General features: G+C 71.4%; 12 protein-coding genes. 5 read left to right on the forward strand and 7 right to left on the reverse strand.

Going from position 1 to position 15,427, the window contains the following annotated elements:
* The first annotated feature begins 4 nt into the window (after positions 1 to 4).
* Complete coding sequence (locus GTY96_RS24210; RefSeq protein ID WP_161665948.1) at positions 5 to 817, forward strand: TIGR02452 family protein; 813 nt, start codon at positions 5 to 7, stop codon at positions 815 to 817.
* 45 nt (positions 818 to 862) lie between these two features.
* Positions 863 to 3,142 (forward strand): hypothetical protein, encoded by a 2,280-nt coding sequence (locus GTY96_RS24215; RefSeq protein WP_161665949.1) that lies wholly within the window; start codon positions 863 to 865, stop codon positions 3,140 to 3,142.
* Between the two features lie 29 nt (positions 3,143 to 3,171).
* Here the strand turns inward: GTY96_RS24215 and GTY96_RS24220 are convergent, their stop codons facing one another.
* The 4 genes from GTY96_RS24220 to GTY96_RS24235 all read right to left on the reverse strand — a co-directional run bounded on the left by GTY96_RS24220 (position 3,172) and on the right by GTY96_RS24235 (position 9,510).
* Positions 3,172 to 4,767 carry a sensor histidine kinase gene (locus GTY96_RS24220; protein WP_235685818.1) on the reverse strand — a complete coding sequence of 532 codons (1,596 nt, stop codon included), beginning with the start codon at positions 4,765 to 4,767 and terminating at the stop codon, positions 3,172 to 3,174.
* Positions 4,768 to 4,835: 68 nt separating this feature from the next.
* Positions 4,836 to 6,101, reverse strand: coding sequence for a hypothetical protein (locus GTY96_RS24225; protein ID WP_328700986.1), 1,266 nt, complete (start codon positions 6,099 to 6,101; stop codon positions 4,836 to 4,838).
* Positions 6,102 to 6,243: 142 nt separating this feature from the next.
* On the reverse strand, positions 6,244 to 8,658 hold the full coding sequence (locus GTY96_RS24230; protein WP_161665950.1) for a YfhO family protein: 2,415 nt from the start codon (positions 8,656 to 8,658) through the stop codon (positions 6,244 to 6,246).
* A gap of 48 nt (positions 8,659 to 8,706) precedes the next feature.
* On the reverse strand, positions 8,707 to 9,510 hold the full coding sequence (locus GTY96_RS24235; RefSeq protein WP_161665951.1) for a GNAT family N-acetyltransferase: 804 nt from the start codon (positions 9,508 to 9,510) through the stop codon (positions 8,707 to 8,709).
* Positions 9,511 to 9,736: 226 nt separating this feature from the next.
* Between GTY96_RS24235 and GTY96_RS24240 the strand changes: the two genes are divergently transcribed.
* Entirely contained in the window at positions 9,737 to 10,057 is a 321-nt protein-coding gene (locus tag GTY96_RS24240) for a hypothetical protein (RefSeq protein WP_143908684.1), read from the forward strand.
* 21 nt (positions 10,058 to 10,078) lie between these two features.
* On the opposite strand, the gene GTY96_RS24245 is transcribed toward GTY96_RS24240, so the two are convergent.
* The 3 genes from GTY96_RS24245 to GTY96_RS24255 all read right to left on the reverse strand — a co-directional run bounded on the left by GTY96_RS24245 (position 10,079) and on the right by GTY96_RS24255 (position 13,123).
* Positions 10,079 to 11,407, reverse strand: coding sequence for a ferritin-like domain-containing protein (locus tag GTY96_RS24245; RefSeq protein WP_143908686.1), 1,329 nt, complete (start codon positions 11,405 to 11,407; stop codon positions 10,079 to 10,081).
* A gap of 143 nt (positions 11,408 to 11,550) precedes the next feature.
* The gene (locus tag GTY96_RS24250; RefSeq protein WP_161665952.1) at positions 11,551 to 12,300 is read right to left on the reverse strand and encodes an SDR family NAD(P)-dependent oxidoreductase; all 750 of its coding nucleotides are present in this window, start codon (positions 12,298 to 12,300) and stop codon (positions 11,551 to 11,553) included.
* A gap of 37 nt (positions 12,301 to 12,337) precedes the next feature.
* Positions 12,338 to 13,123, reverse strand: a complete 786-nt coding sequence (locus GTY96_RS24255; protein WP_143908690.1) for an SDR family NAD(P)-dependent oxidoreductase — start codon at positions 13,121 to 13,123, stop codon at positions 12,338 to 12,340.
* A gap of 138 nt (positions 13,124 to 13,261) precedes the next feature.
* Between GTY96_RS24255 and GTY96_RS24260 the strand changes: the two genes are divergently transcribed.
* Together GTY96_RS24260 and GTY96_RS24265 are read left to right on the forward strand one after the other, a co-directional pair.
* Positions 13,262 to 13,741 carry a winged helix-turn-helix transcriptional regulator gene (locus tag GTY96_RS24260; protein WP_143908692.1) on the forward strand — a complete coding sequence of 160 codons (480 nt, stop codon included), beginning with the start codon at positions 13,262 to 13,264 and terminating at the stop codon, positions 13,739 to 13,741.
* Between the two features lie 9 nt (positions 13,742 to 13,750).
* Positions 13,751 to 15,397 (forward strand): DUF692 domain-containing protein, encoded by a 1,647-nt coding sequence (locus GTY96_RS24265; RefSeq protein ID WP_161665953.1) that lies wholly within the window; start codon positions 13,751 to 13,753, stop codon positions 15,395 to 15,397.
* Positions 15,398 to 15,427 lie beyond the last annotated feature (30 nt).

Raw genomic sequence — 15,427 nt, forward strand, 5'->3', positions numbered from 1 at the left:
CGCCATGTCGCTGAATCGCGTCGCGGACGAGACCCTTCGCATCCTCGAGCAGGGCACCTACGTGCCGCTTTCGGGACGGGAGGTGTCCGTGCGCGACGCGGTGGCGCACGCGGTCCAGGGCACGGTGCTGGTGCGCCCGGGCGACTTCGAACACCTCAAGCGTCCGGAGCCCGTGACGGGCTTCACGGTCGAGGTGACCTCCGAGAAGACGGGCGAGGCCGCGCGCCGGCTGGTGGAGCTGGAGGGCGTGCGGGACGTGGTGGCGCTCAACTTCGCGTCGGCGGTGAACCCGGGCGGTGGCTTCCTCACGGGGGCGAAGGCGCAGGAGGAGGACCTGGCGCGGTGCTCGGCGCTGTACCCGTGCCTGCTCCGGTTTCCGGAGTACTACGACGTGAACCGCAAGCTGCGCTCGCCGCTCTACACGGACCACGTGCTGTACTCGCCCGACGTGCCTTTCTTCCGCAACGAGCACTACGACTTATTGGAGCGGCCCTTCAACGTGTCGCTGATCACGGCGCCCGCGCCCAACGCGAAGCAGCTGCCCGCGGACGACGCGGAGGTGGGGCTCCAACTGCGTGAAGTGTTGATCGCGCGGGCGCTCAAGGTGTTGCAGGTGGCGGCGCACCACGGGCACCGGACGCTCATCCTGGGGGCATGGGGATGCGGCGCGTTCCGCAACAACCCGCGCGACGCGGCGGAGGCCTTCGCGCGGGGCCTGTCGACGATGGCGGGGGCGTTCAGCCGCGTGGTGTTCGCCGTGTACGAGCGGGGCGGGCACGGGCCGAACCTGAGCACGTTCCGCGCGCGGTTCGGCTGACGGGCTGGCTGACGACGCTCACAGGCGACTGTTAGCCTGGGGCACATGCGATGGAGCCAAGCCGTGCTCGTGATGGGGATGCTCGCGTGCGCGGGCCCGTCCACGCAGGTGCCGCGGTCCGAAGCAACACGCGCCGAGCCGGTCCCGACGGCGGCGATGCTCACGGTGCTGGCGAAGGACGCGGGCGGGCGGCCTCTGCCCGACATCGGCTTCCAGCTTCGCAGGGCCGTTGCGGAGCGCCCCGAGGGGCTGTGGGGCACGACGGACGCGCACGGGCGGAGCCAGCTCCGAGTGCCTTCGGGTTGGTATGTCCTCACCGCGCAGCCTTCGGGCTACCAGGCTTTCGTGGATCCGGACGTGCGGCATGGGAGTGAGCACCCGCAGACGGTGACGATGACGCTCCAGCCAGCGGTGGCGGTGGCGGGGCTCGTGGTGGATGGAGCCCGGAAGCCCATCCCGGACGTATCGCTCTCGTGGATCCCGGCGGACGAAACGGCGCCTCGGCTGGACGTGGTGGGCAATCCGGACGGCCACTTCCTGTTCGAGGGCATGGGGCCCGGGCGGGGTGTGCTGCTCGTCCGACGCAGGGGCTACAGCGACGAGCGGCGCGTCTTCGACGCACCACCAGCCGACCTGACCCTGGTGCTGCGCGAGCAGGGCACGCTGCGGGTGCGTGGCTTGCTCCCGGATGGGTCCCTGAAGCGGGCGCCCGAACTGGAGCTCAAGGCACTCGATCCGGTGTCGAAGCAGGGGGCGTGGATCGATGCTTCCGACAAGGATGCCCGGGTGTACCGGGGCGTCGAGGCAGGACGCTACCGGGTGACGTTCGTGCATCCGGTGGGGGAGTTCTCCAAATGGACCACCAACTCCGAGGTCACGGTGGAGGTGGGTCGGACCCGCGACCTGGACATCGGCTTCAAGGGGCTGCCGGAGCGCGCGCCCCTGCGGGGCCGGCTCGTTGGCGGCGATGGTCGCCCGCTGTCGGATGTCGGGATCGGCGCCATCTCGGGCGATGCGACGCAGGACGCTTTCGCGAGTGAGGCCTGGGGCAGGACCGATGCGGACGGGCGTTTCGCGCTGGAGCACCTGCTGGAGGGGCCGCTGCGCGTGGAGGTCAACGCGGGCAACGCGAAGGTTGAGCTCGACGCGGGCGCGAAGGATGCGTCGCTGCGCTTCGACTTCAGACCCACGGTCGAGGGACGTGTCGTTGGGCCGGACGGGAAGCCGCTTCGCCGGTTCTCGGTGGACTGGCGAACCTTCGAGAATCCGGAGGGACGCTACGAGATCGCCTTGGAGGGCACCTGGCCTCGGACGCTGCCCTTCAAGGCGGAGGGATTCGCGACCACGCACATCACGGTGACGCCCAGCGCGGAGCGCACTTTGCTCCCGGATATCGTCATGGATGAGGGCCGCACGGTGCGCGGCCGAATCGTGCGAGAGGATGGAAAGACCGCCACGCCGTTGATCCCCGTGGCACTGATTGCTCTCTGGGACATGGAGGCCTTTCTTGCCGGATCCACGATCACCACCATGGCGGATGCCGATGGCCGGTTCGTGCTGGAGCATGTGCCCCGCGAGTCGATGATCCTCCATGCCAGCAACGACCTCAGTGGCACGGTGTCACGGCCATTGGGCGTGGAAGAGGACGCGGTGTCGTTGCGACTCGTGCCAGACACCACCGCCGTGGGCACGGTCGCGGACGAAACGGGACGTCCCCTGGAAGGGGTCCGCCTCAGGTCCTGGTGTAAAGGCAGTTTCGGTGGGAGTGACGAGTCCGATGCGGAAGGCCGCTTCTCCCTGAGCTCACCCGGAGGATGCGAGTGCGTCGTGAAGGTCACCCAGACTGAACGTCGCGCGGATTGGCCATTGCCACCGCGGAGGAGCTTCTGGCCGCTGCGATTCAAGGGGCGTCCCGGGGAGACGGTCCCGGTGCACTTGCGGCCGCGCACGGGGCCGGCTTCGGTGCATGTGTCGTTCCCTGAGGCAGGGGAATGGCGCCGGGTCGTCCTCGTCCAAGGCGACGTTCCAGTGCCGTCGACGGCGGAGGCGATGAACAGGCTGGTCCTCGACGCCGTTGATCCGGAAGCAGAGTCCGCCGAGCGCAGGCCTGAGCGCCGAATGGACGACGATGACTCGATCATCTACAGCGGCATGCGCGACAACCACTTCAGCTCCTTGCCGCTGGGTCGCTACACCGTGTTCGTGGTCGAGGATCGGATGGGGCTGGCGGTGCGCCGCTACCCCCTGAACCTCACCTCTCCCGGCGTTCATGCCTTCGAGGTGAAGCGCCCCTTCGACGAGGGCGCCGTGTACCTCAGCCCCTGAAGGGGCCGCGGTTCCGTCGCAGGGCCTGCCTACGTCGCGTCCGCGGGCAGCGTCACCACGAAGGCCGCGCCGCCACCGGGCGCGTCCTCCACCCAGACACGTCCGCCGTGCGCTTCCAGGATCTGCCGCACGATGTAGAGCCCCAACCCCAGGCCCCCCGTGCGCGCGGAGCCCTGGACCTGGGCGAAGCGCTGGAAGATGCGCTCGCGCTCCACCTCGGGGACGCCTGGACCTCCGTCCCGCACCTCCAGCCTCAGTTGATCGTCCTGCTGGCGCAGCGACACCTGCACCGGCGAGCCCTGGCCGTAGCGCAGCGCATTGGCGATGAGGTTGCTCACCACCTGCTCCATCCGGAGCCGGTCGAACCGGCCCGGCGCCGGCGCTTCCAGCCGCGCGGCCAGCTCCACCCCGGACTGCTTCGCCTCGTCCGCGAAGCGCGCCACCAGGTCCTCCGCCACGGTCGCCAGGTCGCCTGGCGCCAGGTCGAAGTCCAGCTTGCCCGTGCGGATCCGGCTGACGTCCAGCAGGTTGTCGAGCAGCGCCCCCAACCGCTTGAGCTGCCGGTCCGCCGCGTCCAGCCGCGTCGTCGCCTTCGCGGTGCCCAGCGGATCGCTCGTGGGGTTCTGGAACATGCGCCGCAGGAGATCCACCTGGAGCCGCAGCGACGTGAGCGGCGTGCGCAGCTCGTGGCTCGCCACCGACAGGAAGTCGTCGCGCGTCCGCACCGCCTCCTGCAACGCCTCCTCCGTCTCCTTCAGCGCGGTGATGTCCAGGATGGCCCCGCGCACCACCATCACCTTTCCGTTCGCGTCGCGGATGACGCGCGCACGGCTGTTCAGCCAGTGCCACGTGTCGTCCGGCCAGTGCGTGCGGAACGTGGAGGCGTACGACAGCACGTCGTTGTGGAAGATGGACGTCACCTGCGCTTCCACCGCGGGCCGGTCGTCCGGATGCAGCGACGCCAGGAACCGCTCGTGCGTCCACTCCGCCAGGGGCTGCATGTAGCCGTAGAGCCGGTCATGCCCCTCCGAGCGGAACACCTGCCCGGTGACGAGGTTCGTCTCCCAGACGGCCATCTGCGCGGATTCGAGCGCCACCTGGAAGCGCTCGCCCAACTGGCGGAAGCGCTCGTCGGTGCGCGCGGCCTCGCTCTCCGCGCGCTGGCGGCGGGTGATGTCCGTGGCCAGCACCCAGGTCTCGCCGCCCACCGGCCGGACCGACACCTCCAGCCACACCCCCGAGGGCAGCTCCGACAGGAACCGCGACGGCTCGCGCGTGGTGAGCGCGTCCAGGAGCCGCTCATGCAGCGACGTGCCCGCCAGCATCGGCTGCGCTGCCCATGGCGTCATGCCCTCGCAGCGGCCGTATGGCAGGCCCAGGAGGGACGCGGCCCGGTGGTTGAGCTCATGGACGACTCCCTGCGCGTCCAGCGCCAGGAACGCCTCGGCCATCATCTCCCGCAGGACCTGCAAGCGGGTCTGCGCGGACATGCCGGCCTCGTCGGCCGGGAGCGGGGGCTGGGTCGCGTCCTTCTGCACACGCGCGGATGCCGCGTCCGGCGACGACGGCTCGTCCTTCGACGCGTGGCGAGCGGTTTCGAAAGGACCGCCGGGGAGGGGACTCATCGGGGATGCACGCTCCCGCACGCCCCCCGCGCCCGTCAAGCGAGCGCGCGGAGCGCACCGGCCGTGTGTCAGCCCAGTGGATCCATGAGGGGTTCGGGCATGACCCACAGCTCCGTGGGCCGGGCATAGGCGGCGTCGAACGCGAAGAGGATGCCGTTCCAGCGATCCCAGAAGTCCGCCCAGCTGTACTCGCACGGCCGGGGGGTGAGCGGGTTGCCGTCTCGGTCCGGTTGCGAGTTGGCGTAGTCCGCGTACGTCCAACGCACCGTGCCGAAGTCCGTCATCAGGAGCGGCGTCAGCATCTGGAGCACGCCCGCGCGGGACACCTCGTCGGTGGGCGAGCCCGTGGGCGTGAAGACCGGCTGGGCCTGGTCGCGCTGTTCACGCCACGCGACGAAGTTCGTGCCCATGGCGATGAGCGCGTCGCGGCGCGCGGGCGTGGTCGCGAGGCGGGCCTCCTCGTAAACGGCGAAGGCCGCCACCAGCAGGCTCTTCCAGTGCATTCCGGGGAAGAGCAGGTCCATGCGGGTCGCGCGCGGCGTGTCCTCGGCGTGCGCGACGGCGAAGTCGTATGCCTGCCGGGCCTCCGCGGCGAAGGCATCCACGAGGGTGAACTCAGTGAGCACTCGCTCGGGGGTGATGGGGCCCGAGGCGTCGCGGCGCCAGTCCAGGTACAGCCGCGCCGAACCGCCGATGTCGTTGAAGATGGCGAGGTTGCCCTCGTGCAGCGTGCGCTCCAGCGTGATGACGACGACCTCCGTCTTGTCGAGCGGAGAGCTTCCGGGCGCGCTCCAGTACAGCGCGCCCATGCGCGCCGCGGTGGTCAGCAGGGTGCGGGGATCCGCGAGCACCTCGATGTTGAGCGAGCTCGTCATCACGCTGAGCGCGGTGGCCGCGTCCACCGTCAGGCCCTGCGCGATGAGCTGGAGCGACAGCTCCTGGAGCCGCTGCCGAGGCACGCCGTCCAGCCCCAGCCGGTCCAGCGCGTTCGTCAGTGACAGCGAGGATTGCAGCCGTGCCGCCGCCAGGAAATGCCGCGCGAGCGCCGTGCCATACATGCCCTTTCCACCGGCCTGCGAGGCATGCGGCGCGAAGGTGAACCAGTTGGGACGCGCGCTGCTGCTGCCACCGGGGAGCAGGGAGGGATCGATGATGCCGCCCAGCTCATACGCGATGTCGATGTAGCCCAACGTGATGGTGCGGTTGTCCTCCAGCGGCGTCGGCGCGGGCTGCGCCCAGGCGGCGCGGGTGGACAGGAACAGCAGCGCGCCGAGCAACACAGGGAGGCGCGTGAAGGAGGCGGGATGGGCGTCGGTGCGAGGAAGAATCGCCACGGAGAGAGTCCAGGGTGTGGGGGATGACCGACCAAGCTAGGCACTCGGGCGGACGCTCAAAACCCCAGGCTTCGAGACCGCGACCGTGCAGCGTTGAGTGGTCGACCCTCCGGGCAGAGGCGTGCGGCGTTGACGCGCGCGGTCAGCGCCCGTCAGCGGCGGGTGCCCCGGACTTTCGGGGTGAACGGCGGCGCCAGCCCTCGGCCATTACCAGCCCGAGCCACGTCGCCGCGCAGAGCCAGAGGCCCGGCTGCACGCCCGGCGCGCGGTAGCGCAGTTCGACCCGGTGGGAGCCCTGGGGCGCGGGCACGGCGCGCACCGCCACGTTCGCGGGGAGCAGCAGCGTGGGGGCGCCATCGAGCCATGCCGTCCAACCGGCTTGCCACGCGTCGTTGATGACAAGCACCGAGTCCTCGGGCGTGTCGACATCGACGACGAGGTGTTCGGGGTCATCCCGTTCGACCCGGAGGCGGCCATTCAGTGGCCCGGTCCCGGAGGAGGGCAGGCGCATGTCGCCGCATTCCACCGCGGCCTCGGGGCTGGCGCGGAAGGACGCATCGCGCAGCAGTCCGAGCGCGGCCTCCGCGTCCGCGACGCACCGGGGCCTCGCCAGCGACAGGCGTGGCCGGGCCTCCGGGTGCTCCACCAGCAGCAGTTCGAAGACGGTGTCGCGCGCCACGACTGGTCCGGGTTTGTGTTTCAGGGCGTCGTAGTCCGCTGGCGTGTAGGCGCTGAAGCGAACGCCGTAGAAAGGCAGCAGCTCGGTGAAGAGGCGGGGGTCCGTGTCCTGGAGGCGCAGCAGGCGCGGGCTCGCCGCGGGCAGGTAGGCCTCCGCGGTGCCGATGCCCCACAACGCGGGGCTGTCCGGCACCAGCGTGGCGCGCGACATCAGCGCGACGCTGTCCTGGTATTCGAAGCCTTCGAAGCGCGGCAGGCGGTAGCGCTGGATGCGCGATGCCACGCGGGGCACGGGGTCTCCATTCCGGTCCGCCCACGCCCGCACGGTCTCGATGAAGGTCGGCGGGCTGTCCAGCAGCTCCTCGGAGCCGAGGAGGATGAGCGGTTCATTCGCGGTGAAGGACGTGCCCACCTGGAGCGCGAGCAGCACGGCCATGCGAGGCCATGAGTCCGCGAGCCCTGGCAGGGCGCACGCGCAAGCCAGCGCGATGCCCGCCGCGATGAAGCCCGCGGTGCTGAACGCCTGGGAGAGCGCGGCCAGCGTCTCCGCCGGAACCTGGGGCCAGCGCTCGAGCACGAACAGGTGGGACCACGCGCCCGCCGTGCGCTCCACCAGGGCCACGAGGGCGAGGACCCCGGCGAGGGCCCCGGCCGCGCGAGCGGTCCAACGCTGGCGCTCCGGAGCCTCCACCACGGCCTTCCATCCGAAGCCCGCGAGCAGCGCCAGCCCCAGCGTCAGGTGCACGACGAGCTTCTCCGGATAGCGGAACGGCCGCCACAGCGGCAGCACGCGGTAGAGCAGCGCGTAGACGGGAAGCGCGGATCCGAGCGCCAGCGTGAGCACCGCGCTCCACGCCGCGCCGAACGGGGCCCACCGGCGGAAGGGGATGAAGCGAAGGCCCGCCACCGCGAGCACCATCACGGGGACGCCGATGAACAGCGACTCCGACCACAGCGTGGAGAACCCGCCCGTTCGCAGCAGCGACTTGACGAGCTCCTCCGGCGCCGCGCGCTCCACGGTGGGGTTCGCGAGGAATGGCCCCAGCAGGAACTCCGCGAGGCGCCAGGGCTCCACCGACCAGCGCTGCGCGTCCTCGACGGAGCTCGCGCCGGGAGCGCCCCGCGCGAACACCGCCACGCCTGCGAACAGCTGGGGCGCGGACATGCCAATACCCAGCGCCACGAGTCCCAGCGCCCGCCGCAGGAGGACCGCCCGGGCCCCGGTCTCCGTCAGCGCGAGCAGCAGCACGAACGCGTTCGCGAAGGCATAGGCCCAGGTGTCACCGGCCAGCAGCACGCCCGCGAGCCCGAGCGCGGCGATGGCCCCGCGAGCGGGTGTGGCCTCCCGAAGGAAGCGCACGGCGGCCCAGAGCGCGAAGGGCAGGGTGGCCCCCGCCATCAGGTACGCGAGGCTGCTGGTGAGCGACACGAGGTAGCCGCTGTACGCGAACGCCACTCCCGCGAAGAACGCGCCCGCCCGGGGCACCGCGTACAGGCGCAGCAGCGCGTACGTGCCCAGCAGCGCCAGCGGTGGGCACAGCAGCACGGAGAGCTTCATCGCCATGCCGGTGGACAGCACCAGCCCCGCCCACTGGGAGGGATGGAACGCTGCGGAGAGCATCATCCCCGGGAACGACTGCCCCAGTCCGTCGAAGGGATACCAGCTCGGAAAGCCGCCCGCCGCCACGCGCTCCGCCCAGTAGCGGCGCAGGGGCGCGTAGACGAGCAGCATGTCGCGTCCGGTGAAGACCTGCGCGCTGAACACCGCCCGGTAGAAGAACAGGCACGTCAGCCCGAGCGCCCCGCCCACCACGGCCCAGGCCGCGCGCGGACCCGGGACTCGTGGTTCAGCGCGCGCCAGCGGTGCGGGGGGCTCCATCGGGGCGCGGATTGTTCCCCGTCGGGGGGCTCCCGTCCACCCGCGCGGTCACGCGCCCTTCGCGGGGGCGAAGTACGAGCAGAACGTCGTGACGTCCCGGTAGCCCATGCGGCGGTAGACGGGCGCGCCGGCGGCCGTGGCATGCAGCACCGTGCGCTCCAGCCCCCACGCCGCCTTCGCCTGCTCCAGCGCGTGGCGCAAGACGGTCTCCGCGGCGCCCTGGCGGCGGTGCTCGGCCAGGGTCGCCACGAGCGCGATGTAGACGACGCCCTCCACGCGCAGCGCCGCGGTGGTCGTCGTGGGGGCGCCCTCGTGGCAGCCCACGAAGGCGCGGCACTCGGGGCCGAAGATGCCCGGCGCGGCCAGCGCCTCGCGCCCGAGCACTTGCGGCATGTCGTAGCTGGCGGCGTTCACGTCCGCGATCGCGTTGTGGCCCCACGCATCCCGCACCGGCCGCAGGTCGAGCGGCGGCAGCGGGCGCACCGGTTCGAGCAGCCGGTCCGCCACCATGCCCGTCGTGACCATGCCGGGCTTGAGTCCCCGCGCCGCAAGCACCGCGTCCGCCCGCTCCCGCAACGACGGCGCCAGCCAGTCCTGCGTGAGCGTGAAGGCCCATCCATGGGGCCCTCGCGCGAAGTAGCGCGCGGCCGAGTCCACCGCGCGCTCCAGCTCCGCCTCCGTCTCCACCGGCTTCGGGAGGAACGCCATGTTCATCAGCGACCACGCCACGTGGCCCGCCGTGATGAACACCTCCGGCCGCTCCACCACCTCGCCACCGGGCAGCCCCAGCGCGAACAGCCGCCACGCTCCACGGAACTGCGCATACGATTCGTCGATTTCGGCTCGGGACATGGGCTTGCCTCCACGGGTGGGCAAAGAAGTTGGATTCTCCGCATTCTCCGAGGTCCGCGTCTACGTGCGCGAGGGCAGGGGCCCTGCTAAAGCGAGCGCGGACGCCGGGCGCGAGGAGCCGGAAGTGATGAATCCCCCCGAAGGACAGCCCTGGCAGACGACATGTCGGGTGTGTGGCAGGCAGACCTGTCCGCGGCCAGAGGCGGTGGCCTCGTGGATGCGGACGATGTTGGATCGCGTGCATGGCGCGCAGATGCGCGGCGCGGGCCGGCGGGGGCTGCGCGAGGCCCTGGCCATGGAGGGCGTGCTCATCACCACGCACCTGGAGGTCTGGTCGCGCGCGCTGGAGGGCGTGTGCCCGGATTGCATCGCGCAGGTGGCTCCCGAAGCGGATGCGCGCCTGCAGGACCCGGAGGCGATGCATGAAGCGTCGCTCGAGCGCTGGCGCACGTCCGCGCCGGAGCTGGTCAGCGACGCGGTGGAGTCCGCGGTGGACGACGTGCTCGAAGCCGCGCGGGAAGCCGCCACCCGCAAGCCGACGACCTGAGCACGCGTCCTCCGGTGGGACTCAGGCCCAGAGCTCCTGCTCCAGCGTGTCGAGCATCGCCAGCGCGGCCTCGGGCGTGGGCAGGCCGGCCTCGGTGACGAGCGCGGCGTCGACGGGCATCGCGACCTCCGCGCGCAGCAGCGCCACGGCGTGCCGCTGGGCCTCTCGCAGCGCCTCCCGCTCCGGCGCGGACAGCCGCGAACGGACCCACCGGTCGATGTCCCAGGAGAGGCCCGCGTGCCGCGTCTCGTCCTCGGCGATGCGGACCAGGGCCTCGCGCACCTCGGCATCGCGCGCGTGCAGGGCCTGGTGGTGGGCCACCAGCGCGCCGAACGTCTCGCGCACGCAGCCCTCCACGGCGTTGTCGCGCGCCACGGCGTCCAGGGGCCGCGGCGGCACGTCCGTGACGGACGGCGGCGGAGGCGTGGCCCCGAAGCGGCGCGCGAGCCGCCCCGTCATCTCCGCATGCGCGACCTCGTCCACGGCGCTCGCGAGCGCCGCGTCCAGGAGGCCCGCGTCCGCGCCATGCAGGGCCAGCTCCTCACGCAGGCGCAGGAAGGCGTGGATGGACGCGGCCTCCAGGTGCGCGGTCGTCGCGAAGTATTGGCCCAGCGCGTCCTCGCAAGCCTCCGCGCCCGTGTCCTGGAGCCCGGCGGGCCGGCGGCCCACGGCGCAGTTGCTGCTGCCCTTCTCCAGCACGTGCTTCTCCACTTCGTGGACCTCGCCATTGGCGGACACCTTGACCACGTACTGCGTCAGGTTCGTGCCCTCTCCGCATGCGAAGCCCTTCGTGCCCACGACGTTGAAGCTCCCGTCGTCGTTCCGCCGCACCGCCCCCTTCTCGAGCGTGTCGCAGCTCAGCTGGTATCCCGCGGCGAACGTCAGCAGCGCCGCATCCTGCGCGGTGTCGACGGCGCCCAGGAGCTGCTGGAGCGCTTTCAGCGACGACCAGGTCTTCACCTCGTCGCCGCGCGTCGTCGCCAGGAAGTAATCCGAGCAGACCTGGATGCAGGCGCCGTGGAAGCCCTCCGTGGACCGCGCATCCGTCAGGGCTTGCTCACAGGCGGGCACGTCGGAGGCCGTCGCGCAGGGCTGACCCACGGAGGCCTGGTTCGAATACGTCGTCGGCGTCTCGTCGCCATTTCTCGTGATGAGGCGAAGCGCGACCGAGTCCTGCGCGGGTTGGATGCTCAGGTCCGTGATGGCGGGCTCGCCCCGCGGCGTGCACTCGATGTTGGAGTAGCCGTCCAGGACCGCCGACTGGGTGCCGCAACCCGCCAGCACCAGGGGCGTGGCGAGCGATGCCCGCAGGGCCCGAGAGAAGAGATGCCGCAACCGATTCGTGTTCATGGACGACTCCCGTAGGACGTGGTGTCCCGCGAGCAGAGCAATGGGAATGCCATCGCGTTGCCCGTCGGGAGCGCTGTCCTGGGAGGGGTCCCCGTGCTCGGAAAATTGAGGAGGCTTCAGAAAGCTGAGGCCGGGCCCTGGCCCTAGAACGACTCCTTGAAGGGCCGCAGGTCCACCTCCTGCGTCCACGCGGAACGATGCTGGCGGTGGAGCTGCCAGTACGTCTCCGCGATGGCGTCGATGTTCAGCAGTCCGTCCTCGCCGAGCGCCTTCACCCGCTCCGGGGCGAGCGTGTGCACCCGCTCGCCGTCGATGCCGCCGTCGATGAGGACATGGGCGACGTGCAGCCCCTGCGGGCCGAACTCGCGCGCCATGCCCTGGGAGATCATCCGCAGCCCCGCCTTCGCGGCGGCGAAGTGCGCGAAGCCGGCCTTGCCGCGCAGGCTGGCCGAGGCGCCGGTGAAGATCACCGTGCCCCCGCCCTGGGGCACCATCCTGCGCGCCGCCTCGCGCCCGACGAGGAACCCTCCGAAGCAGCCCACCCGCCAGAAGTCCTCGAACATCGCGGCGTCCACGTCGCGGAAGGGCATGGGGCGGTTGTTGCCCGCGTTGAACACGACCAGGTCCACCGGGGCGAAGCCATTCCCCGGCGCCATCGCCCGGTCGAACAGCCGGGCGACGTCCGCTTCCTGGGTCGTGTCGGTGACGATGGCCTCTCCGCTGCCGCCCGCGGCCGTGAGGGTCGCGACCACTCGGGACAGCTTCTCCCGGGTACGCCCGGCGGCCAGCACATGGTGCCCTTGCGCCGCGAACTTCCGGCACAGGGCCGCGCCCAGGCCCTGTTCAACGCCGACGCCCACCACGACCGCGGTGGGCTTGAGGGGGGAGGTCATCGCCACGTCCAGGGGTTGAGAGGAATGGTCGCCAGTATCAGGCCGGCGCGGGCGCGCGGAACAGGGCCGCGCCCAACGCGGCACCGTTGACGCCACCGTCAACGTAGAGATCCTGACCATTCACGTACGACGCGTCATCCGAGGCGAGGAACAACACCGTCTTCGCGATCTCCTCGGGCTCGCCCATGCGGCCCATGGGGACGGTGGCGGAGATGCGCTTGTGCAACTGGGCATGGGCCGTCGGGTCGGGCGCGGACTTGGCCCAGATGGGCGTGCGCGTCGCGCCGGGCGATACGACGTTGACGCGGATGCCCTGGGGCGAGAACTCCGCGGCCAGCACGCTCGCCATCGCCTTCAGCGCGCCCTTGCTCGCCGCGTACGCCGAGTACCCCGGCATGCCCAGCTCGCTGTGCACCGAGCTCGTGAGGATGATGGACGCCCCCGCCTTCAAGTGCGCCGCCGCGGCCTGCACCGTGAAGAACACGCCGGTGACGTTGGTCTCCAGGATGGACGCGAACGCCTCCAGCGAGGTCTTCCCCACGAACGTCTCTCCGGCGATGCCCGCGTTCGCGAACACGATGTCCAGCCCGCCGAACCGCTCCACCGTCGCCGCCACCGCGCGCTCCAGCGCCGCCGGCTGGGTGGCGTCCGCCTGCACCGCCAGCACGTCCCCGCCCAGCTCCTTCACCACCGCGTCCAGCGTCCGCGGATTGCGCCCGGTGATGGCCACCCGCGCCCCCTCCGCCACGAACAGCCGCGCCGTCGCCAGCCCGATGCCGCTGTTGCCACCCGTGATCAGCGCCGTCTTCCCCTTGAGCCGCATCCGATTGCCTCCGGTTTAAATGGTTTCATGATGAAACCAATTGGCGGATGAATAAACGCGGTGGTTTCGTTATGCAACCCGATGCGATGAGGTCCCCGGCGACGGGGCCGGCATCTCCCCGGACGGAAGGAGGCGGCGATGAAGCGGACGAGCATGGAGGGGACGGTGTGCCCGGTGGCCCGGTCCCTGGATGTCATGGGGGACTGGTGGTCGCTGCTCATCGTTCGCGACGCGCATGCCGGGCTGCGCCGCTTTGGCGAGTTCCAGAAGAGCCTGGGCGTGGCGAAGAACATCCTCTCGCAGCGCCTGCGCCACCTGGTCTCGCACGGCATCCTGGAGGTCCGCCCCGCGTCCGACGGCAGCGCCTGGAGTGAGTACGTGTTGACGGAGAAGGGGAGGGGCCTCTTTCCCATCCTCGTCGCCCTGGGAGAGTGGGGCCACGCGCACTGCTTCGAGCCGGGCGAGGCGCGCACGCGGCTCCTCGACAAGGCCCATGGCCAGCCGCTGAAGCCGCTGGAGGTGCGCGCGGCGGATGGGCGGCTGCTCACCTCCCAGGACACGCGCCTGGGCCTGGAGGCGCCAGAAGGCAGGCCCCACAAGGCGAGCCGGGCTGATTAGGGTGAGGCCATGACGCGTCCCGTGCCTGAATCGTGGTCCCTGCCCTGGCTGGGGCTGGGGCTGAGCAGCAACCTGAGTGCGTCGGACGTGCCGCATCCGTACCGGCTGCTCGACAGCTCGCCTGGGCTCTTCGACTTCGTGGAGTACAGCGCGCCCATCGCGTTGGAGGAGGCGAGGGCGCAGGCCACGCTCTTTCCGGAGATGTGGCGTCGGCGTGAAGAGGTGCCGGTGCTCTTCCACCCGGTGCACCTGAACCTCTGGGGGCCGGAGCTGGAGCCCGCGTCCGCGCTCGCGGCACTGGACGCGCACGCGCGGGCGGTGGGCAGCCCCTGGGTGGGCAACGACGTGGGGTGGTGGCACGCGGGCGGGCAGCCCTTCCCGGGCTACCTCTATGTGACGCCGCCGTTCAGCGAGGCGGGCGTCCGGGACTGCGCGGCGCACGCGCTCCACATCCAGGCGGGGTTGAGCGTCCCGCTGGTGGTGGAGAACCCCGCGGTGCTCGCCACGCGCGGCGGGCTTCACGCGCTGGACTTCATGGCCAGGCTGCACGCTCGCACGGGCCTGCCGTTGCTCCTGGACCTGGGCCACCTCCTCAGCCACCAGCTGTCCGCGGGGCTGCCTCCGCGAACGGGGCTGGACGGCTTCCCGTTGGATCAGGTGGTGGAGATCCACCTCGCGGGCGGGGTGGTGACGCGCCGGGGGGCGCGGACCTTCTACGTGGATGACCACACGCAGCCCGTGCGCGAGGAGCTGTTCGAGCTGCTGGCGGAGGTGCTCCCGCGCTGCCCACGCCTGCGCGCCGTCACGTTCGAGGGCGACGGCCATCCGCCAGAGGTGGCGCTCGTGTCGCTGCGCCGCCTGCGGGCGCTCGTGCCGAAGGAGTCCCGTCCGGCCCTCACCCTTCCTTCGGCGAAGGGGCCCGTGCCCGCGCTCACTGGAGAGAGCCGTCCGTGGGCGCTGTTCGACGCGGGGCATGGCGTGACGCCCGCCGCGGAGGATGAGGACCCGGAGGGCACGCGCGCGGACCGGGACTTCCGGCTGGCGGTGGTGGCCGAGCAGTTGGACCGGGACTGGCCCCTGACGCGGCTGTTGCTCGCGGCGACGCCCGAGGGGCTCGAGGCCTTCACCCGCTCGCGCGAGTACCGGGGCCTCTTCGACGGCCTGGGCCGGTCGCTGTCGCACGCGTTCGCGTCCTGGGCGCGCAAGCGGGTGATGGCCGCGCCGTCGGACGGGGTGGCCGCCGCGCTGTCGCTGGAGATGATGCTCCCGCACGCCTTCCTCCAGCCGCCCGAGCCTCCCGCCCCGGGACAGGTGGCGCTGGCCGAGGACGTCCGCCTGGGCGCCTTCCCCGCGGACCTGACGGAGCTGGTGTTCGCCGCACGCGCATTGCGGCGGCACCTCACCGGCCGTGCGTGGGCCTGTGGGGCCCTGGAGACGTCTGGATTGGAGGCCCTGGCCCAGGTGGCGGCCCGGCCTGGACCGGGGCCCTGGCGCTTCGCCATCCGCCGGAAGGGGACGGGCTTCGAGGTCCTGACGCTGCCGCCGGAGGTCGCGGAGGGGCTGCGGATGCTCGCCGAAGGCCCGCGTCCGTTGGAGGACTTGCCCGCGTGGCTGCTCGCGGAAGGGCAGGGTCGAGGCCTCTTGCGGCGGGGGTGAAGGACGCCTGGCGACGGCCCGTCAACGGAT

The organism is Corallococcus silvisoli, from assembly GCF_009909145.1.
Classification (GTDB): Bacteria; Myxococcota; Myxococcia; order Myxococcales; family Myxococcaceae; genus Corallococcus; species Corallococcus silvisoli.

What these genes read in the sequence shown, in the direction of transcription:
- GTY96_RS24210 (WP_161665948.1), top strand. Translation starts at nt 5, where the DNA reads ATGTCGCTGAATCGCGTCGCGGACGAGACCCTTCGCATCCTCGAGCAG.
- GTY96_RS24215 (WP_161665949.1), top strand. Translation starts at nt 863, where the DNA reads ATGCGATGGAGCCAAGCCGTGCTCGTGATGGGGATGCTCGCGTGCGCG.
- GTY96_RS24220 (WP_235685818.1), bottom strand. Translation starts at nt 4,767, where the DNA reads ATGAGTCCCCTCCCCGGCGGTCCTTTCGAAACCGCTCGCCACGCGTCG.
- GTY96_RS24230 (WP_161665950.1), bottom strand. Translation starts at nt 8,658, where the DNA reads ATGGAGCCCCCCGCACCGCTGGCGCGCGCTGAACCACGAGTCCCGGGT.
- GTY96_RS24235 (WP_161665951.1), bottom strand. Translation starts at nt 9,510, where the DNA reads ATGTCCCGAGCCGAAATCGACGAATCGTATGCGCAGTTCCGTGGAGCG.
- GTY96_RS24240 (WP_143908684.1), top strand. Translation starts at nt 9,737, where the DNA reads ATGTTGGATCGCGTGCATGGCGCGCAGATGCGCGGCGCGGGCCGGCGG.
- GTY96_RS24245 (WP_143908686.1), bottom strand. Translation starts at nt 11,407, where the DNA reads ATGAACACGAATCGGTTGCGGCATCTCTTCTCTCGGGCCCTGCGGGCA.
- GTY96_RS24250 (WP_161665952.1), bottom strand. Translation starts at nt 12,300, where the DNA reads ATGACCTCCCCCCTCAAGCCCACCGCGGTCGTGGTGGGCGTCGGCGTT.
- GTY96_RS24255 (WP_143908690.1), bottom strand. Translation starts at nt 13,123, where the DNA reads ATGCGGCTCAAGGGGAAGACGGCGCTGATCACGGGTGGCAACAGCGGC.
- GTY96_RS24260 (WP_143908692.1), top strand. Translation starts at nt 13,262, where the DNA reads ATGAAGCGGACGAGCATGGAGGGGACGGTGTGCCCGGTGGCCCGGTCC.
- GTY96_RS24265 (WP_161665953.1), top strand. Translation starts at nt 13,751, where the DNA reads ATGACGCGTCCCGTGCCTGAATCGTGGTCCCTGCCCTGGCTGGGGCTG.